At 71.3% G+C, this 18,669-nt stretch carries 18 protein-coding genes; 6 read left to right on the forward strand and 12 right to left on the reverse strand.

The genetic code is table 11. From position 1 onward, the window contains the following. Positions 1–49 precede the first annotated feature (49 nt). From BJ969_RS03785 to BJ969_RS03825, 9 genes are all read right to left on the reverse strand, one after another. A complete protein-coding gene (locus BJ969_RS03785; protein ID WP_343071204.1) occupies positions 50–673 on the reverse strand; it encodes a TetR/AcrR family transcriptional regulator in 624 nt (207 codons plus the stop codon). Positions 674–773: 100 nt separating this feature from the next. After that, positions 774–1,079, reverse strand: a complete 306-nt coding sequence (locus tag BJ969_RS03790; RefSeq protein ID WP_184477341.1) for a hypothetical protein — start codon at positions 1,077–1,079, stop codon at positions 774–776. 134 nt (positions 1,080–1,213) lie between these two features. Further along, on the reverse strand, positions 1,214–1,789 hold the full coding sequence (locus tag BJ969_RS03795; RefSeq protein WP_343071205.1) for a nucleotidyltransferase family protein: 576 nt from the start codon (positions 1,787–1,789) through the stop codon (positions 1,214–1,216). Positions 1,790–2,264: 475 nt separating this feature from the next. Beyond that, the gene (locus BJ969_RS03800) at positions 2,265–3,707 is read right to left on the reverse strand and encodes an NCS2 family permease (protein ID WP_184477343.1); all 1,443 of its coding nucleotides are present in this window, start codon (positions 3,705–3,707) and stop codon (positions 2,265–2,267) included. Between the two features lie 260 nt (positions 3,708–3,967). Continuing rightward, entirely contained in the window at positions 3,968–4,468 is a 501-nt protein-coding gene (locus BJ969_RS03805) for a deaminase (RefSeq protein ID WP_184477346.1), read from the reverse strand. Positions 4,469–4,570: 102 nt separating this feature from the next. Further along, complete coding sequence (pucD, locus tag BJ969_RS03810; protein WP_184477348.1) at positions 4,571–6,865, reverse strand: xanthine dehydrogenase subunit D; 2,295 nt, start codon at positions 6,863–6,865, stop codon at positions 4,571–4,573. Further along, on the reverse strand, positions 6,862–8,241 hold the full coding sequence (locus BJ969_RS03815; protein WP_184477350.1) for an 8-oxoguanine deaminase: 1,380 nt from the start codon (positions 8,239–8,241) through the stop codon (positions 6,862–6,864). The genes pucD and BJ969_RS03815 overlap by 4 nt, the downstream gene beginning before the upstream one ends. Further along, a complete protein-coding gene (locus tag BJ969_RS03820) occupies positions 8,234–8,707 on the reverse strand; it encodes a (2Fe-2S)-binding protein (protein WP_184477352.1) in 474 nt (157 codons plus the stop codon). Before BJ969_RS03820 ends, BJ969_RS03815 begins: the two co-directional genes overlap by 8 nt. Then, a complete protein-coding gene (locus BJ969_RS03825; RefSeq protein WP_184477354.1) occupies positions 8,698–9,579 on the reverse strand; it encodes an FAD binding domain-containing protein in 882 nt (293 codons plus the stop codon). The genes BJ969_RS03820 and BJ969_RS03825 overlap by 10 nt, the downstream gene beginning before the upstream one ends. Before the next feature lie 566 nt (positions 9,580–10,145). Between BJ969_RS03825 and BJ969_RS30460 the strand changes: the two genes are divergently transcribed. From BJ969_RS30460 to BJ969_RS03845, 4 genes are all read left to right on the forward strand, one after another. After that, positions 10,146–11,654, forward strand: coding sequence for a PucR family transcriptional regulator (locus tag BJ969_RS30460; protein ID WP_343071206.1), 1,509 nt, complete (start codon positions 10,146–10,148; stop codon positions 11,652–11,654). Between the two features lie 178 nt (positions 11,655–11,832). Further along, positions 11,833–13,053, forward strand: a complete 1,221-nt coding sequence (locus BJ969_RS03835) for a type III PLP-dependent enzyme (RefSeq protein ID WP_184477356.1) — start codon at positions 11,833–11,835, stop codon at positions 13,051–13,053. Positions 13,054–13,153: 100 nt separating this feature from the next. Next, positions 13,154–13,549: an adenosylmethionine decarboxylase gene (speD, locus tag BJ969_RS03840; protein ID WP_184477358.1), complete on the forward strand. Its 396-nt coding sequence runs from the start codon at positions 13,154–13,156 to the stop codon at positions 13,547–13,549. 105 nt (positions 13,550–13,654) lie between these two features. Next, positions 13,655–14,527, forward strand: a complete 873-nt coding sequence (locus BJ969_RS03845) for a spermidine synthase (protein WP_184477360.1) — start codon at positions 13,655–13,657, stop codon at positions 14,525–14,527. A gap of 63 nt (positions 14,528–14,590) precedes the next feature. Here BJ969_RS03845 and BJ969_RS03850 read toward each other — a convergent pair whose 3' ends face one another. Next, positions 14,591–15,673, reverse strand: coding sequence for a hypothetical protein (locus BJ969_RS03850; protein WP_184477362.1), 1,083 nt, complete (start codon positions 15,671–15,673; stop codon positions 14,591–14,593). A 101-nt stretch (positions 15,674–15,774) separates the two neighbouring features. Between BJ969_RS03850 and BJ969_RS03855 the strand changes: the two genes are divergently transcribed. After that, positions 15,775–16,677, forward strand: coding sequence for a ribokinase (locus BJ969_RS03855; RefSeq protein WP_343071207.1), 903 nt, complete (start codon positions 15,775–15,777; stop codon positions 16,675–16,677). Between the two features lie 102 nt (positions 16,678–16,779). Here BJ969_RS03855 and BJ969_RS03860 read toward each other — a convergent pair whose 3' ends face one another. Continuing rightward, the gene (locus tag BJ969_RS03860; protein ID WP_184477366.1) at positions 16,780–17,124 is read right to left on the reverse strand and encodes a histone-like nucleoid-structuring protein Lsr2; all 345 of its coding nucleotides are present in this window, start codon (positions 17,122–17,124) and stop codon (positions 16,780–16,782) included. Positions 17,125–17,525: 401 nt separating this feature from the next. Between BJ969_RS03860 and BJ969_RS03865 the strand changes: the two genes are divergently transcribed. Next, positions 17,526–17,999 (forward strand): histone-like nucleoid-structuring protein Lsr2, encoded by a 474-nt coding sequence (locus BJ969_RS03865; protein WP_184477368.1) that lies wholly within the window; start codon positions 17,526–17,528, stop codon positions 17,997–17,999. A gap of 260 nt (positions 18,000–18,259) precedes the next feature. Here BJ969_RS03865 and BJ969_RS03870 read toward each other — a convergent pair whose 3' ends face one another. After that, entirely contained in the window at positions 18,260–18,460 is a 201-nt protein-coding gene (locus tag BJ969_RS03870) for a hypothetical protein (RefSeq protein ID WP_184477370.1), read from the reverse strand. Between the last annotated feature and the right edge of the window lie 209 nt (positions 18,461–18,669).

An 18,669-nucleotide genomic window follows, 5' to 3' on the forward strand; every position in this document is an offset into this window, starting at 1 on the left:
AGGGTATCGCGCTACGCGAGCGTTTTTCCGCCTCCGAAGAGGTTGCGGTTCAGCCGTCGCGGCGCAGCAGCGGCAGCAGCGCGTCCTGCAGCAGCCGGTCCACGAACCGGTCGTCCAGCGGTTCGCCGGTGAGCATCAACCGGTGCAGCAGGGCTGCCCCGGCGAGCTCGACCACGGTGTCCATCGGTGCCTGCGGGCTGATCTCACCGCGCTCCACGCCGCGTTCCACGATGCGGCGCAGCACGTTGCGCTGCGGCAGCAGGAAGGACTCGCGGAAGGCGTCGGCCAGTTCGCGCTCGTGCGGGAGCTCGCCGACCAGCGCCTGCGCCGCCTTGCCCGCCGGGCCCGTGAGGAACGCGGCGAACGCGCGCAGGAACTCGCCGAGATCGGCGGGCACGCTGCCCAGGTCCGGCTCCGGGATGTTGCGCTGCACCAGCTCGTTGCAGGTGTCGATGACCAGGTCGAGCTTCGATTCCCAACGCCGGTAGATCGTGGCCTTGCCCGCGCGGGCGCGGGCGGCCACCGCGTCCATGGTCAGGGCGCGGTAGCCGACGTCGGCGAGCACTTCCATCGCTGCGGTGCGCAGGGCGGTGTCCCGTGTGGCGTCCCGTGGCCGGCCACGTCCGGGGGACCGGCTGGTCCCGTCGGGCAAGCTGCTGGTCGGTGCGTTCACGGCGACCATCCTAGAGAGAGGGTGCGGGCTGCGTGGTTCTCGCCGAACTTGTCGGGTTTTCCTCCGTTCCCGGGCGCGGTGTTCCGCCCCGGTGGCGGGGTCATCTGGCGGCGTGCGCGCTGGCGGTGTCGGCGGCGGCAGCGGCCTGCCGGGTCGCTTCGTCGGACAGGCCGTGCCGGGCCTGCAGGTACGCGGTGCTGAACGCGAATCCGTCCCCGTTGAGCAGGTGGATCACGACCCGGCCGCTCGGGTTCGGCGCCAAGTGCTCGATGAGCTGATCCGCCTGATCCCTGGCGGCGATGAGGCCCGGTGCGCGGGCGGTGCGGGTGTTCTGCCCGGTCGAAACGGTCACCGACCAGTCATCGCCGTCCGGCACGTAGTTGGCGGTGATGTGTCCCATTGCCATGTTGCCTCCCCGTCGGCGCTGTTGCGTCCCGGTGACGCGTGCACCGCCCGGGTTGGCGCGCCTGCCTGGCCGGCGTCGCAGCCGCGGACGGTGTCGCTCGGCGCCACCTCACGCGTGACAGACGACTCTACGGGTTAGCCGCTGTCGAGGTCTGCGGGACGGTCGATATCGAAACCTTCCGAGACGCCGTCGCACCTCACCAGGGTGACGGCATGATCACGAAGGTAACGGCGCGCACCCGCATCTCCGACCGCGTCCGCCGCGGCCCCTCGCCAGTGCGCACGGCCCAATAACACCGGGTGACTGCGGCGTTGCTCGAGCGAGGCGGCGGCGAGCGCGTCGGGAGCGGCGTGCGCGGCGACCCGGCGCACCGCTTCCGCGGTCACACCGGGCATGTCCACGGGCAGCACCAGCGCCGCGGCGACGTCCTCCGGTTCGGCTGCGAGAGCGGCGAGACCGGCTCGGAACGAGGAACCCATCCCGCTGTTCCAGTCCGGATTGGACACCACCGCGACGTCGCGGAGCTCGGCCCGCGCCCGCACTTCGGCCTCCGCCGCGCCGAGCACGACGAGCACCGGCGCGCAGCCACCCTCGGTGAGCACGCGCGCCGCCCGGTCCACCAGCAGAGTGCCCCGGTAGTCCACGAGCGCCTTCGGCTTCCCGAACCGCCGCCCCGCACCCGCCGCCAGCACCACCCCCGCAACCCGCACCCCCCGACCCTACCCACCCGCACCCCAGGCGAAGCCGATGAAGTGAACGGACCGTTCGCCCAATCCCCTTGGACGAACGGTCCGTTCACTCGCTCCGGCTTCCCCGGTGGCAGCGGCGACTGGATCGGGGTGAGCGGACCGTCTGACCAATCCCCTTGGACGAACGGTCCGTTCACTCCAACCCGACGCCACGCGGACCTCCTGTTCGAAGCGCGGTGGACGTGGAGCGCTGGGGCGGATGGAGTGAGCGGACCTTTTGACCAATCCCGTTGGACGAACGGTCCGTTCACTCGCTCCGGCTTCCCCGGTGGCAGCGGCGACTGGATCGGGGTGAGCGGACCGTCTGACCAATCCCGTTGGACGGACGGGCCGTTCACTTCGATCCGGCGGTGGCGGGGTGGGGGTTCGTGGTGGGGTGAGCGGATCGTTCGTCCAATCCGGTTGGACGGACGGGCCGTTCACTCCGGGGAGCGGGTCAGGCGAAGAGGGCTTCGATGCCGGTGATGCCGAAGTACAGGGCGAACACCGCGGCCAGCGCGATCAGCAGTGCACCGAGCTCGCGCGCCTTCCCTTGGCAGACCCGGATCGCGCAGTAGGCGATGAGCCCGGCGCCGATGCCGTTGGTGATCGAGTACGTGAACGGGATGACCGCGACGGTGAGGAACACCGGCAGCACGTAGCTCTGGTCCTGCCACGGGATGTGCCTGCACTGCGCCATCATCATCCCGCCCACGAGCACCAGTGCCGGAGCAGCGGCCTGCGCGGGCACCACCGCGGCGAGCGGGGTGAACAGGGTGGTGGCGGCGAACAGGACGCCGGTGACGACGCTGGCGAATCCGGTGCGCGCGCCTTCGCCGACGCCGGCCGCGGATTCGAGGAACACGGTGTTCGGCGAGCTCCCGCTGAGCCCGCCCGCGACGGCCCCGATGCCGTCGACGACGAGGATGCGCCCCATGCCGGGCACGTCGGTGCCGTCGCCGTCGGGGGAGCTGAGCCCGGCTTCGCGGCTGACGCTGGTGATGGTGCCCATGGCGTCGAAGAACCCGGACAGGATGAGGGTGAACAGGAACGCCGCGCACGCCACGGCTCCGGCGGTGCCGAACCCGCCGAACAGGTCGACGTGCCCGATCAGGCTGAGGTCCGGCGCGGAGACGAGGCTGTCGGGCAGTTCCGGGGTGACCACGCCCCACTGCTGCGCGGGCAGCGGCCACAGCGCCTGCACGGCGAGCGACAGCGCGGTGCCGGTCGCGATGCTGATCAGGATCGCGCCGGGCACCTGCCGGGTGACCAGCACGATCATCAGGAGCACCGTGACGCAGAACAGCGCGACCGGCCATCCGGACAGGTGCCCGCCGGTGCCGAGCTGCACGGGCACGGTGGTGTCGGCCGCGTCGGGTTTGCGGGTGACGAAGCCGGCGCTGACGAGTCCGACGAGGGCGATGTAGAGCCCGATGCCCACGGTCAGCGCGACCTTCAGGGGTTCGGGGATGGCGCGGATGATGCGTTGCCGCACTCCGCTGGCCGCGAGCACCACGATCGCGAGCCCTTCGAGAACGACGAGCCCGAACGCCTGCGCCCAGGTCATGGCGGGGGCGATGGTGAACGCCACGACGGGGATCACGCCGAGTCCGGCGGCCATCGCCAGCGGAGCGTTGCCGACGACGCCCATCAGGACCGTCATCACTCCGGCCGATAGCGCGGTCGCGGTGGTGAGCTGGGTGGTGGTGAGCGTGGCGCCGGTGCTGTCGGCGGCGGCGCCGAGGATCAGCGGGTTGAGCAGCACGATGTAGGACATCGCGACGAACGTGGTGACGCCGCCGCGGATCTCCCTGCTCAGCGTGGAGCCGCGGGCGGTGATGCGGAAGTAGCGGTCGAGCAGGTGCGGCCGGTCGAGTGCGGTGGGCTGCTTGCCGGACATGGGGCCTCCGGGCGCGCGAGGTCGCGGGCACTCGCGAGCTGCGAGTGCGCCGGGTGCGCGGGTGGGATTCAGGCAGGGGAGGTCGGCACCCGATTCGGGTGCGGCGTTCGGGTTCGGATCGGGGCCGACGTGTCGTCGGGCCGACGGGCTTCGGCTCGGATGGGCGGCGAAGCTCGGATCACCGGCCGTTCTTGCGAGAACGGCGAGAAAAGGTTGCTGCGGTTGGAAGTCCCGGTATCGCCGGGAAATTCAGGTGGAGCTCAGTAGTCGACGCGGTCGGGCTTGGCGAGCCACCGGTCGAACGGCGCGGTGCGCTCGGTGAGTTCGACCTGCCGCACGGCGGTCGGCCAGGGCTGGTCGGGGTTGCGGAACAGGTCGTGGAACGCGCGGTCGTCGAACCCGCCGCGCGCGGCGTCCTCCCGGTCGGCGGCGTAGACGACGCGGTCCACCCGCGACCACAACGCGGCGCCGAGGCACATCGGGCACGGTTCGCAGGAGCTGACCAGCACGCAGCCGGTGAGGTCGAAGGTGCCGAGCTCCGTGCAGGCGCGGCGGATGGCGGACACCTCGGCGTGCGCGGTGGGGTCCAGGTCGGAGGTGACGAGGTTGGTGCCGGTGGCGATGAGCCGGTCGTCGCGCAGCACGAGGGCGCCGAAGGGGCCGCCGCCGTCGTCGACGCTGCCGGTGGCCAGGTCGACCGCCGTCGCGACCCAGCGGGCCTCGGTCGCGGCGACGCCGGGGGAGTCGGTTTCGGTGGGCACGTGGAATCTCCAGCCGTGTCGGGGAATCAGCGGGCATCGCCGATTCCGGGGTGCTCCGGGAGCGGGCCGCCGGACGGGATCGCCGTCCGGGGACGGCCGGGCTCAGATGATGTGGTGCGGTGCTACCGGCACGTGGGTGAGCGGTTTGCCGGTGGCGGCGCGGATCGCGGCGACCACGGCGGGAGTGGTGGAGATCGTCGGCGGCTCGCCGACGCCGCGCACGCCGTAGGGCGCGTTCGGGTCGCCGCGCTCGATGATGTCGATCTCCATCGGTGGCATGTCGAGGATGGTGGGGATGAGGTAGTCGGTGAACGACGCGTTGCGCATCTCGCCGCCGGAGACCTGGATCTCCTCCATCACGGCGAGGCCGAGCCCTTGGGCGCTGCCGCCTTGGATCTGGCCGATGACGGCGTCCGGGTTCACGGCTTTGCCCACGTCCTGCACGCAGTCCAGCCGGACCACCTTGACCAGGCCGAGTTCGGTGTCGACGTCGACGATGGCGCGGTGCGCGGAGAACGCGTGCTGCACCTGGACCATGTCGCTGGCCCCGTTCTCGTCCATCGGGAACGTCTGCCGGTGGTGGTATTCCCTGGTCAGCTCGATGGGGCCGTCGCCGAGGATCTCGGTGAGGTCGGCGAGCACGCCCGCGGTCGCGGACATGATCTTGCCGCCTTGCAGCGTCAGCGCGGCCGGTGCGACTCCGTGCAGTTCCGCGGCCCGGTGCAGCACCGCGTCCCGCACGGCGGCGCAAGCCGTCTGCACCGCTCCACCGGTGACGTAGGTCTGCCGGGACGCGGAGCTGGATCCGGCGGCACCGACGGACGTGTCGTTGGGGTGGATGGTGACGCGTTCGACGCCGAGCTCGGTGCGGGCGATCTGCTGCTGCACCGTGACGAGGCCCTGCCCGACTTCGGCGGCCGCGGTGTGCACCTCGGCGACCGGTTCACCGCCGATGAGTTCGAGCCGCACCCGCGCCGTGGAGTAGTCGTCGGCACCTTCGGAGTAGCAGATGTTCTTGATCGTCACGCCGTAGCCGACGCCGCGCACCACGCCCTCGCCGTGCGTCGTGTTGGAGGCACCGCCGGGCAGGTCGCGGATGTCGCTGCTCTCCCGCCGCGGCGGCAGCGGGATCGCCTTGAGCCGCTGCAGCAGTTCGGCCACCGGCGCCGGGAAGTCCAGCGACTGCCCGGTCGGGATCTCGTCGCCCTGCGCCACGGCGTTGCGGATCCGCAGGTCCGCCGGGTCCGCGCCGAGCGCGGCGGCGAGCTTGTCCATCTGCGACTCGTAGGCGAAGGTCGGCTGCACCGCGCCTAGCCCGCGCATCGCCCCGCACGGCGGGTTGTTCGTGTACAGGCCCCAGGATTCGAGGTCGACGTTCGGCACCCGGTACGGGCCGACGCCGAGCGTGGACGCGTTGCCCACCACGACCGGGGTCTTCGACGCGTAGGCGCCGCCGTCGAAGTACTGCCGCGCCTTCACGTACACGAGCTCGCCGTCACGCGTCGCGCCGTGCTCGTAGTACATCTTCGCCGGATGCCGGTGCACGTGGCCGTAGAAGGACTCCTCCCGGCCGTAGACCATCTTCACCGGCCTCCCGGTGCGCAGCGCCAGCAGGCACACGTGCACCTGGATGGACAGGTCCTCCCGGCCGCCGAACGCGCCGCCGACCCCGGACAGCGTCATCCGCACCTTCTCCGGCGGCAGCCCCAGCGCGGCCGCGGTCTGCCTGAGGTCGGAATGCAGGTCCTGCGTCGCCAGGTACAGGTCGACGCCGCCGTCCTCCGCGGGCAGTGCGAGACCCGATTCGGGGCCGAGGAACGCCTGGTCCTGCATGCCCACGGTGTAGACGCCGGAGACCACGACGTCGGCCGCGGCCTCCGGGTCGCCCTTGCGGATCACCTGGTGGCGCACCACGTTGCCGTCCGGGTGCAGCTTCGGCAGCGTCTCGTCGTGCGCGGCGAGCTCCGCGTTGGTGATGGGGGAGAGCACCTCGTAGCCCACTTCGACGCGCTCCAGCGCCCGGCGGGCCGTCTCGGGGTGGTCGGCGGCGATCAGCGCGACCGCCTCACCCCGGTAGCGCACCACGTCCTCGGCCAGCACCGGCTGGTCCTGCGCCTTGAGGCCGTAGCGGTTGGCGCCGGGCACGTCGGCGGCGGTGAGCACCGCGTGCACGCCGGGCAGCCGCAGCGCCGCGGCCACGTCGATCGACGTGATCCGCGCGTGCGGGTGCGGGCTGCGCAGCGTCGCGCCCCACAGCATGTCCTCCGCCCACAGGTCGGAGGAGTAGGCGAATTCGCCGCGGACCTTCAACGTGCCGTCCGGGCGCAGCGGGGATTCCCCGATGCCGCCCGCGATGCCGGTGTCGAGGTCCTGCGGAGTGCGCGTCGGGCCGCTCATCGGGCCACCTCCCCGTGGAGTCGTTCGAATCGTGCGCGGATACCGGTGCTCGCGGCGCGCAGATCGCGCGCCAAGTCCACTTCGGACACCGAGGTCAGCAGGTCGTCCTGGACGACGCCGCGCCCACCGCACAGCAGCAGCCGCAGCGGCGGCAGCGGGCCCAGCACGAGCGCCGCGACCGGGTCGTCGATCCCCGCGTGCCCGAGCCCGTCGAGCCGCCACACCGCGAGGTCGGCGAGCTTGCCGGGCCGCAGCGAGCCGATCTCGTCCTGCCTGCCCAGGCAGCGCGCGCCGCCGAGGGTGGCGGCGAACAGCGCCTCCCGCACCGACAGCGCCTCCGGGCCGTACCGGGCGCGGGCCGTGAGCAACGCCTGGCGCATCTCCTCGCCGAGCCCGCCCGCCTCGTTCGAGGCGACACCGTCCACTCCGAGACCCACCGGCACGCCCGCGTCCAGCAGCGCGCGCACCGGCGCGACGCCCGCGCCCAACCGCCCGTTGGAACTGGGGCAGTGCGCGGAACCGGTGCCCGTCTCGGCGAGCCGCGCGATCGCCGACTCCGCCAGGTGCACGGTGTGCGCGAGCCACACGTCCGGCCCCAGCCAGCCCAGCTCGTCGGCGTGCTCCACCGGCGTGCGGCCGAACTCGGCGAGGCACTGCCGCTGCTCGTCGGCGGTCTCCGCGAGGTGGGTGTGCAGCCGCACCCCGCGAGCCCGCGCCAGCTCCGCGCTCTCCCGCATCAGCCGCTCGCTGACGCTGAACGGCGAACACGGGCCGACCGCGACCCGCACCGCCGAACCGGGGGACGGGTCGTGGAACCGGCTGATCGCCGCATCGGTCCCGGCCAGCGCCGCGTCCACGTCCTCCACCAGGGAATCCGGCGGCAGCCCGCCGCGGGAGCGGCCCCGGTCCATCGAGCCGCGCACCGCGTGCAGCCGCAGCCCGATGCTCCCGGCGGCCGCGACGACGGCGCCGAACACGTCGCCCCCGTCGCGGGGGAAGACGTAGTGGTGGTCGGCGACCGTGGTCGCCCCGGACAACGCCAGCCTGGCCAGCCCGGCAGCGGCCGCCGCGTGCGTGCCGTCCTCGTCCAGCCCCGCCCACACCGGGTAGAGCCGCGTCAGCCAGTCGAACAACGGCGAATCGGGCGCGTAGCCGCGCGTCGCCCACTGGTACAGGTGGTGATGGGTGTTGACCAGGCCCGGAGTGATCAGGCAGCCGCTCACGTCGATCCGCTCGCCGCGCGACGGATCGGCCCGGCCGGGAGCGACCTCGACGATCCGGTCGCCTTCGACGACGACGTGGCCTTCGGCGTGCTCCGCGCCGTCGACGGTGGCGATCGCGGCACCGTCGAGCACGAACCGGGTGGGCTCAGGCATGACCGGACTTCCGCCGGGCGGCCAGCCGCACCGCGTCCATGATCTTCTCGTAGCCGGTGCAGCGGCACAGGTTGCCCGCCAGCGCCTCCCGGATCTCCACGTCGGAGGGCTCGGCCTGCTTGTCCAGCAGGTCCGTCGCCTGCACCAGCAGCCCCGGCGTGCAGAAACCGCACTGCACGGCGCCCGCGTCGAGGAACGCCTGCTGCACGTCGCTGAGCCGGTCCCCGTCGGCGAGGCCCTCCACGGTGCCCACCTCGCGGCCCTCCACCTGGCCCGCCGCGACCAGGCACGCGCACACCGCGACACCGTCCAAGGTGACCGTGCACGAACCGCATTCGCCCTGTTCGCAGGCGTTCTTCGAGCCCGGCAGCCCGAGCCGCTCCCGCAGCACGTAGAGCAGGCTCTCGCCTTCCCACACGTTGTCGGCCTGCTGCGCCCGGCCGTTGACGGTGAAGTTCACGCGCATTGCCGCCTCCTGGTGCGGTGGTCGTCCCACACGCGGTGCACCGTGCGCCGGGCCAGCACGCCCAGCGCGTGCCGCCGGTAGTCGGCGGTGCCGCGCACGTCGTCGATGGGCCTCGCCGCTGCCGCGACGAGTTCGCCGAACCGGTTCGCGGCCAGCTCCGGCAGCGCGCGGGGGCGCTCCCACTGACCGGTGCCGATGAGTTCGGCGGTGAGGAAGTCCTCGGCGGCCGTCGCCCGGAACGGGGTGGGCGCCGCCGAACCCACACCGGTGCCGACGCGGCGCTGCTCCGGGTGCAACGCGATCGCGAACGTGCACACCGCGATCACCATCGCGTTGCGGGTGCCGACCTTCGCGAACTGCTGCGGCCCCGACGCCGGCGCGAGGTGCACCGCCGCGATCAGCTCGTCGGCCGCGAGCGCGCTGCGCTTCACACCGGTGAAGAACTCGGTGATCGGCAGCAACCGCGTTCCGCGCACGGACGCCACCTCGACCAGCGCGTCCGAAGCCAGCAACGCCGGATGCCCGTCCCCGGCAGGGGAGGCCGAACCGAGGTTGCCGCCGAGCGTGCCCCGGTTGCGGATCTGCGGTGAGCCCACCGTCCGGGCCGCCATCGCGAGACCCGGCAGCCGGTCGCCCAGTTCGTCGATCAGCCGCGCGTAGGGCAGGCCCGCGCCGATGCGCACCGTCCCGTCGGCCTCGGACCAGCCCTGGTGCTCGGTGACGTTCGTGAGGTCAAGCAGGGCTTCCGGGCGGCGGTGCCCGAAGTTGACCTCCACGAGCACGTCGGTGCCGCCGGCCAGCACGGTCGCCTCCGGGCGGGCCGCCCTGATCTCCAGGGCCTCGCGCCACGAGGTCGGACGCAGGAAGTCCACGGCGCCTTCTCTCTGTCGGGGTTCGTCTCGACCGAGTCGCCGAGCGCCACATCACTCGCGGCACCCGCCGGCGGGTCGTCGCTCCAGTACACAACCGGTGAACGGTCGTTGACCAGCGGTGGAAAACCCGAAATGCCGGACGGGTGACCCCACCCCGTTCGTACGTTCCTACGAACGCCCACCCGAAGATCACCCCGCCGTGAACGCACCCCGACCTGAGTGAACGGCCCGTCCGTCCAACAACCCCGCCCGCACGTCCGCGGCTCCACGGAGGGCGGGCCGCGAGCGCCCGGTTTCGAGTGAACGGCCCGTCCGTCCAACGGGATTGGTCAAACGGTCCGCTCACCCGAAACCCCGCCGCGTCCGGTTCCGAGTGAACGGACCGTTCGTCCAGCGGGGTTGGACGAACGGTCCGTTCACCCGGACACGCCCCGCCACCCGAGCGGCGCGGCGGGAGATGCCGGATGTGGGTGAACGGACCGTTCGTCCAAGGGGATTGGTCGAACGGTCCGTTCACTCGCTCCGCCGCTGCCCGGGGCTCCCGGTGGGCGTCGCGGGGGTGCAGAGTGAGCGGCGTGCAGCTGAGCGAACTGGTCGCCGACCCCGGTCTGGGCCTGACGCTGCTCACCGGCCCGGCCGACCGGGAGGTGCGCGGCGTCTACATCACCGACCTCCTCGACCCGCGCCGCTACCTGCGCGGCGGCGAGCTGGTGCTCACCGGCTTGATGTGGCGCACCGGACCGGCGGATTCGGCGGAGTTCGTCGCCGCGCTCGCCGATGCGGGCGTGGCGGCGATCGCGGCGGGCACCGCGTGGCTCGGCAGCACTCCGCCCGATCTCGTCGAGGCCTGCCGGCGGCACGGGATGTCGCTGGTGGAGGTCCCGGTGGCGTTGAGCTTCGGCACCTTGTCGGAGCGCGTCATGGCCGCGCACCGGGCGGCGGGCCGGGAGTGGGTGTCGGCGCTCGCCGCGGGCGCGGACCTGGACGAGGTGCTGGAGCTGGCGGCGGCCGAGCTCGGCACGGGCTGCTGGGTGGTCTCGGGCGCCGGTGCGGTGCTCGCCGGGCCGCCCGGCGCGCCCGCGCACGAGGAGTTCGTGCACGGCTTGCACGAGTCGAGCGCCACGTCCGGGTCGGTCCGCACGTCGCGCGGCGACCACCGGTTCCACGCGGTCGGTGACGGCACCGATCCGCGCGTCGCGCAGTGGTTCGTCGTGGTGCGCGAGTCGGCGGTGCCGCCGGCGGCGCTGGCGGAGCTGGCCACCGTGGTCGCGTTGGTGCGCAGCCGCGTCGACCAGGCCCGCAGCATCGCCGGTCGTTCCGTGGAGTCGGCGCTGCGCAGGCTGCTCGACGGCACGTCGAGCGCGGTGGAGGTGGCGGCCCGCCTGGACACGGTAGGTCTCCCCGCGGGGGAGCCGTTGCGAGTCGTGCAGCTGTCGGTGGTGCGCCCGGAGCGGGGTGCGACGGCGGGTTCGGCCTTGGCCGCCACCGTGCTGCGCGAGCTCGCGGCCACGACGGGCCTTCCGTCGGTGGCCGCGCCGCTGGGGGAGGCCGCGGCGGCCGTGTTCGCCGACGACGAGGGGCAGCTGTCGGCGTTGCCGGACCGGTTCCGCGAGTTCGCCGCGCTCGCCGGGGGCGAGGTCCGGTTGTGCGCCGGGATCAGCGACATCGGCACGGCCGACGGGTTGCGCTCCGCGGTGGAGGAGGCGGGGCACGCCCGGCGGCTCGCCGAGCACGATCCGCGGTCGTCGGTGGTGACGGCGGACGCGCTGGCTTCGCACGAGGTGCTGCTGGCGTCGGTTCCGGAGGAGTTGCGCCGGTCCTACCGGGACAAGCTGCTGGGCCCGCTCATCGGCTACGACGAGGCGCACGCCACGGATCTGCTGCGCACCTTGCGCGTGTTCCTGGAATGTTCCGGTTCGTGGTCGCGCTGCGCGGCGCGATTGCACCTGCACGTGAACACGTTGCGCTACCGGATCGGCCGGATCGAACAGATCACCGGACGAAAACTGGGAAATCTCTCCGCGCGGGTGGATTTCCACCTCGCACTGCAACTCATCGACGACCGGCCGTCGTAACCGCCCCCCGCCGTCGTGGGAGTAGTCACACTCGACTTCGCAGCCCTGGTGGTTTCACCCGATCGGTTCGTAATCCACTGCGTTGACCGGTACCGTGCTTGGTCGGCACTCGGCCGCCCGCGAGGTGGTCCGACGGTGAACCCCACGCGAGGCCGCGCAGAACACGGAGGTAACGGGATTGACCGATCAGTCCGCCACCACCGGTGTGACGGACCGCCCGAGCGACGGAAACGTCGCCGGAACCGCGGCACGTTCCGCTGAACGCGTCCAGGACTTCCTGGATCGCGCGGTACCCGGCACACCCTGCCTGGTGATGGACCTGACGGCGGTTCGCGAACGCTACGCGCAACTGCGAGCCGCACTGCCGGACGCGCGCATCTGCTACGCGGTCAAGGCCAATCCCATGCCCGAGGTCGTCGCCGCGCTCGCGGAACTCGGTTCCTCGTTCGACGTGGCCAGCCCCGGCGAGATCGACCTCTGCCTGGCCCACGGCGCCGAACCCGGCTCGATCTCCTACGGCAACACCATCAAGAAGCGCGCCGACATCGCCCGAGCCCACGAGCAGGGCGTGCGGCTGTTCGCCACCGACAGCGACGCCGACCTCACCGCGATCGCCGAAGCCGCGCCCGGCGCGCGGGTCTTCTGCCGCGTCCTGGTGGACAACAAGGGATCCCGCACCCCGTTCGGCCGGAAGTTCGGCTGTCCGCCGGAAACCGCGGTGCACCTGCTGGTCCGCGCGGCCGAGCTCGGCCTGGACCCCTACGGCGTGTCGTTCCACATCGGATCGCAGCAGCACGACGCCACCGCGTGGGAACACGGGCTCCGCGCCGCGAACGAGGTGTTCCGCGGCGCCGCCGAGCACGGCGTGCGGCCGCGCATGGTGAACCTCGGCGGCGGACTTCCCGCGCACTACACCGACTCCGCGCCGCCGCTGCAGGACTACGCCCGCCGCATCGAGCAGGCGCTGGACCGCGAATTCGGCGACGAACGCCCGGAACTGCTCGTCGAACCCGGCCGCCGCCTCGTCGGCGACGCGGGAGTGCTGCGCAGCGAAGTCGTGCTCGCCACCCCCGAGACGGGCAGCGACCGCCGTTGGATCTACCTCGACGTGGGCCGCTACAACGGGCTCGCCGAAACCGAGGGCGAAGCGATCACCTACCGGCTGCGCACCTCCCGCGACGGCGACCCGACCGGCCCGGTCGTGCTCGCCGGGCCGACGTGCGACGGCGACGACGTGATCTACCAGCACACCCGCTACGAGCTGCCGTTGACGCTGGGCGCGGGCGACACCGTCGATCTGCTCAGCGCCGGTGCCTACACGGCCAGCTACGCCTCGGTCGGCTTCAACGGTTTCCCGCCGCTGCCGACCTACTGCATCGACGGGCACGAGCGATCCTGACCGCTGCGGCGGGCCGGATCTGCCGCAGCGGTCGAGTGCCCAAGCCGGTGCGAACAAGAACGTTCTCAGCGAAATCTGCGAAATGTTGGGAGGTCGATAGATGTCGATTGATGCCGGAACCCTGCAACCCGTCGGTCTGTTCACCGGGCAGCACGTGCTCGCCGAGCTCGACGGCGTGGACGCGGAGCTGCTCGACGACGAGCAGTTCCTGCGGGACACCCTGCACAGCGCGTTGAGCCGCTCGCAGGCCACGGTGTGCCAAGTGATCGCCGAACGGTTCGAGCCGCAAGGCGTCACCGTGCTGGCATTGCTGTCGGAATCCCACGCGTCGCTGCACACTTACCCTGAAGTGGGATCGATTTTCATCGATGTGTTCACCTGCGGGAACACGGCGCAGCCGGAACGCGCGGTCGAGCTGCTGGCGGAGGCCCTGCGGCCCGGTTCGGTGAACACCCGCACGATCCGCCGGGGACTCGACCCCGAACTGGTGTCGTGACCGGCCCGCCGGCTCGCGGACGCGGGCCGGCGGGATTCCCTCCACAATGGACACTCAAGTGCGTTCTTCCGCCCATCCAGGGCGACATTTCGAGGAGGAGCACCGTTGATCGAAATCGACGGGCAGAGCTGGGTCAGCGAGCCCCTGGGCGCCGACATGCGGCGGCTGTGGCGGGTCGACGAGGTGGTGTGGGAAGGCGACACCGCCTACCAGCACGTGCTCATCGGCCGCACCTCGCAGGGCGTCTCCCTGTTCTGCGACGACGACCGGCAGAGCACCGAGTTCTCCCAGCTGGTCTACCACGAGGCCATGCTGGTCCCCGGATTCCTGCTGGCCGCGAACCTGGACCGGGTGCTCATCATCGGTTCCAGCGAAGGCGTCGCCAGCCAGCTGGCGGTGGCCGCCGGGGCGACCCGGGTCGACCACGTGGACATCGACGAGGAATGCGTCCGGATCTGCGCCGAACACCTGCCCTACGGCTACACCAGCGCGGAACTGCCCGAGCTGGAACGCGGTGACGGCCCGATCACCCTGCACTACGCCGACGGCATCGGCTTCCTCGACCAGGCCCCGCCGGAAGGCTACGACCTGGTCGTCGTGGACCTGCCCGACGAGCGCGCCGACGACGCCGACGGCCAGCACAACCGGCTCTACGGCCTGGAGTTCCTGCAGCGCTGCCAGACGGTCCTCGCGCCCGGCGGCGTGGTCGCGTTCCAAGCAGGCTGCCCCACGGTGTGGCGCAACGAGACGCTGATCCGCTCCTACAACCGGTTCCGCTCGGTGTTCGAGTCGGTCACCTACTTCGGTTCCGACGAGCACGAGTGGGCGTTCCTGTTCGGCCGCGCCGAACCGGTCGACGACCCGACGAACCTCATGCTGGAGAACCTGCCCAACAGCGAGTACCAGCCGCGCACCATCGACGACGCCAGCCTCATCGGCTGCACGGTGCCGCCGTTCTCGGTGCGCAACCAGGACTGACCCGCACGGTGCCGGAAAGCCCGCCGGATCACGCGATCCGGCGGGCTTTCCGCTGTCCGCAGCTCAGAGGAACTGCAGGTACGGGTGCAGGCCGGGAGCACCGTCGCGCTTGCCGAACCACTGGTCGAACGAGAGCCCCCGGTCCCGCAGACCCGTCTCCAGCTCGGACAGCAGCGGCTCGGCGGAGTTCTCGTCGAGCCGGATGTCGACCTCGTAGAGCTCCTCGTGGGAGGTGTCGGTGAACGCGGCGGCGGTGAACTTCGCGAAGATCGGCGTGCTCTGCGCCCACTCCAGCAGCCCCGCGGCCTCCAGCAGCACCTGCGCCTCGTGCATCATCAGCCGCAGCGCCAACGCCTCGGCGACGCACCGGGGCGGCGTCCACACCTGCTCCGAGAGCCGCGTCGCCACCGCCGCCGACGCCAGCAGGAACGCGCGGGCGAACGCCGAGTCGTAGCGGTCGTCGTAGCAGGGCGGCAGCTCCTCCAGCACCAGCAGCCCCTGCGCCTCGTCCACCGTGGCGTTGTTGATCGACAGCGACAGCTCGTCGTAGAAGATCTCGTCGGTCACCACCCACACCGCGTGGATCAGCGCCCCCGCCGCCAGTCGTGCCGCTGAGTCGCTCGCGCCGTCGGCGGCGAACGCGTCCGCGCCGAACGCGCGCAGCCGCGGCGCGCACTCCAGCAGCGTCTCCCGCCAGTGCTCGGTCTCCAGCGCGGGCTCCCCCGCGGAGGACTCCAACGCCTCCTCCACGGCCGCTTCCAGCGCGCTGGAGTCGTCGGGGGTGCGCACGTCCGCCGCGGCCAGGCTCAAGTTGAACTCGTCCTCGGTGATGCGCACCTTCGAATCCGCCACCGACCAGCCGCTGAGCAGCTCGATCTCGCCGAGCAGCTCGTCGAGCACGGTCGCCGCCGCCCATTCCGCGGACACCAGGGACGGCGCGTCCAGCACGAGCACCACGGTGGCGCGGTCCGCGCTCGGCGAGATCCGGTAGTCCAGCACGTCGATGTCGGCCTGATCCGGGCCGGTGACCCCTTCCACGAGCGCGAGCCTGCGATCCAGCAGCGCCACCACGCCCTGCTGCTGCAGCTCGTCGAGCCCCTGCGCCGTCACCGGCGGTTCGAGTTCCGCCGTCACCACGTATTCCACCGCTGCTCGCCCTCTCCTTCCCTGGATGCACGGCATGTTACGTGCCGCCCGCCGCGGTGAGCCGCCTGTGTCGCCGCGGCTCATCGGGGATCATGGGCCGGGTGACGACGACGGTGGCGGTGTTCGGCAGTTGCAATATGGATCTGGTGGCCTATACCGGAATCGCACCTCGGCGCGGGGAAACCGTGCTGGGACGCGAATTCCGGACGGCACCGGGAGGAAAAGGGGCGAATCAGGCGGTCGCCGCGGCCCGTGCGGGTGCGCCCACGCGGTTCATCGGCGCGGTCGGCGATGATGAACTGGGGGAGCGGCTCCGGGCGGCATTGACCGAATACGGTGTGAATACCGACGGGTTGCGCACGGTGACCGGAAACAGCGGCACCGCGCATATCGTCGTCGACGACGACGGCGGAAACGCGATCGTCGTGGTGCCGGGAGCCAATGCGAGCGTGGATTCGCTCGCCCCGGGGGACGCGGAACTCATCGCGGGTTGCGGGGCGCTGTTGTTGCAGCTGGAGATCCCGTTCACCGGGGTCGAATCGGCCGCGGTGGCAGCCGGGGAAGCGGGCGTTCCGGTGATTCTCACGCCGGCCCCGGCGGCGGAACTGCCGGCGGCGTTGCTCTCGAACGTGGACATGCTGGTGCCCAACGAACACGAGGCCGCGGTACTCACGGGTTCCGCTGATGCGCGCGAAGCGTTGCGGGAATTGCTGAATCTGGTGCCGGAGGTCGTCATCACGCTCGGTGCCGCCGGATCGCTCTACGGGAATCGGGCGGGCGAGATCGTGGAGGTGCCCGCGCATCCGGTGCGGGCGGTGGACACGACGGCGGCGGGCGACACGTTCGTCGGAGTTCTCGCGGCCACGCGCGCGGCGGGCGGCGAGATCAGGCAGGCACTGGAACGGGCCTCGGCCGCGTCGGCGCTGGCGGTGGGACGCCACGGCGCCATGGCGGCGATGCCGACCGATCAGGAGATCAGCGAGTTCCGCGCCGCCGAACGGTGAGTGCTGCGGATGGCGGAACGGGAATGTCGCGAGGCGTCGATGCGATCAGGCCGGAAAATGTCCGGTCTCGCGTGGACGACGCCGCGCGACATCCCGATCGACTCACTTGGCCTTGTCGTAGGCGTCCACGATCTCCGAGGGAATGCGTCCCCGATCCGACACCTGCATGCCCTGCTCCCGGGCCCATTCCCGAATGGCCTGGTTGCGTTCGCGGTCGGCCGCCGTGGGCGCGGCCGCGGCCTTGCTGGCCTTGCCTGCGGCGCGCTTGCGGCCACCCGTCCGGCGTGCGCTGGAGACGTACGACGCCAGCGAGTCCCGCAGTTTGGCGGCGTTGTCCGAGGACAGGTCGATGGTGTAGTCGACCCCGTCGAGGCTGAACTCGACCGTCGACTCTGCTTCCGACCCGTCGACGTCGTCGACGAGCTGCACGGTGACCTTCTGCGCCACTGGAAAACCCTCGATTCCGGTTCGTTATTGCTGGCCTTCGTGCAAGAGCGTACGAAGAACGGTCAGAACAATAAACCGTTGTTGCGAAAATGTGCCACCCTGGGTCTGGTGAGCACTGCTACCGGGGTCCGATCGATGTGGAGTCGGTCGTTGTGTGGCACATTACTTTCTCGATTTCGCTGTCGATCGGCTACGGTGGGTCGCGGGTGGTTCCCCCGGTGACCCGGCATCGTGGGTCGACGGTGCCCCCGCACGGCGGTTCTCAACCGCCGGTGGTGCTGTTCTATCGTTGACGCGAGACAACAGCGATGCCGCGTGCTACAACGTGGGTCAGGGTCGCAGGAGTCTCGCCTGCAAGGTGTCGCGGATCGAGACGGGGCACGTTCCCGAGACAGGTGATCATGGCCGAGCGGATTCAGGTCGAACTCGTCGACGACATAGACGGGTCGCCAGCCCAGCAGACCGTCACTTTTGCGCTGGACGGTGTGACCTACGAAATCGACTTGAGTGAACGGCACGCGCAGCGCCTGCGCGGAGTCTTCGCTCGTTACATCGAGCGTGCGCGCGCTCCGGAGCGGGAGCAGACGGCCGCCGCCGCCAAGCGCCAGGAACGGGACGAACGGGATGCCCGGCAGGCGAACCGGCAGCTGACCGAGCAGATTCGCGGCGCCGCGCAACGGAGCAAGGATCGGGTCAGCAAGCAGCAGGATCCGGAACCCGCGGCCGAATCGGCTCCCGAAGAGCCCGCCACGCCGCTCGAACACCCCGTGCTCGAGCCGCCGATCTCCGAGCAACGTTCCGAATCGCTGGAAGATCGCCACGACGCCGCTGTTCCTTCGGTGTCGTTGCCGCAATTCTCGTCCGCCGTGGACTGATCCCGTCGCGGCGGTCCCGGCGGCCCACTGGTCCCGGTACCGCGCGAGCGGAAGAAGTCGTCCCGGGCGAGAGGCGGCGGCGATCCGGCCGCCGAGCGGTCCGGATGGGAAGGACGTCTCCACCGGGCCGGCGCCGAACGCAAAAGAACCGCATCGTGGTCATCCGCGATGCGGTTCTTCATGTTCCGGGTCGGATCGATGCCGAGTCCGGGCCTCGTCGGCCGCTGACGCCTCCCCCGCGCGCGGAACGAGTCGGGACTTCAGTCCGCCGCGCGGTGCCTGCGTCCTTTCGCGCGGCCACCCGAGTCGCCTTGTTGCACGGCCACGGGTTCGGCTGCCGATGACTCCGCGGTCTCGGTCAGCGCCGCGGCGAACTCGGGTGGGGCGCTCAGTCCCCAGTTGTTCGCCTCCGGGTCGATCAGCTTCTGCTGCAACTCGGTGTAGATCGGTGTCGAGTCCACTGTTTACCCCCTGCCTCCTTGTCGGCGAGCAGGCTACCGGCGGCCGGGCCTCCGGGCCCGCGGAACGCACGGTGATCACTCGAAGGAGGTCGTCCTCCGACCGCCGATCGACGGGACGCGCACAAGCCGCCATCCGAGTGACGGGTGGTGACCTGGGGTTTCCGAGTTAAAGGGGGGTGGTGTTCGGGGCCTTTCACGGGCCATGTAGA

The organism is Saccharopolyspora gloriosae, assembly GCF_014203325.1.
Classification (GTDB): Bacteria; Actinomycetota; Actinomycetes; order Mycobacteriales; family Pseudonocardiaceae; genus Saccharopolyspora_C; species Saccharopolyspora_C gloriosae.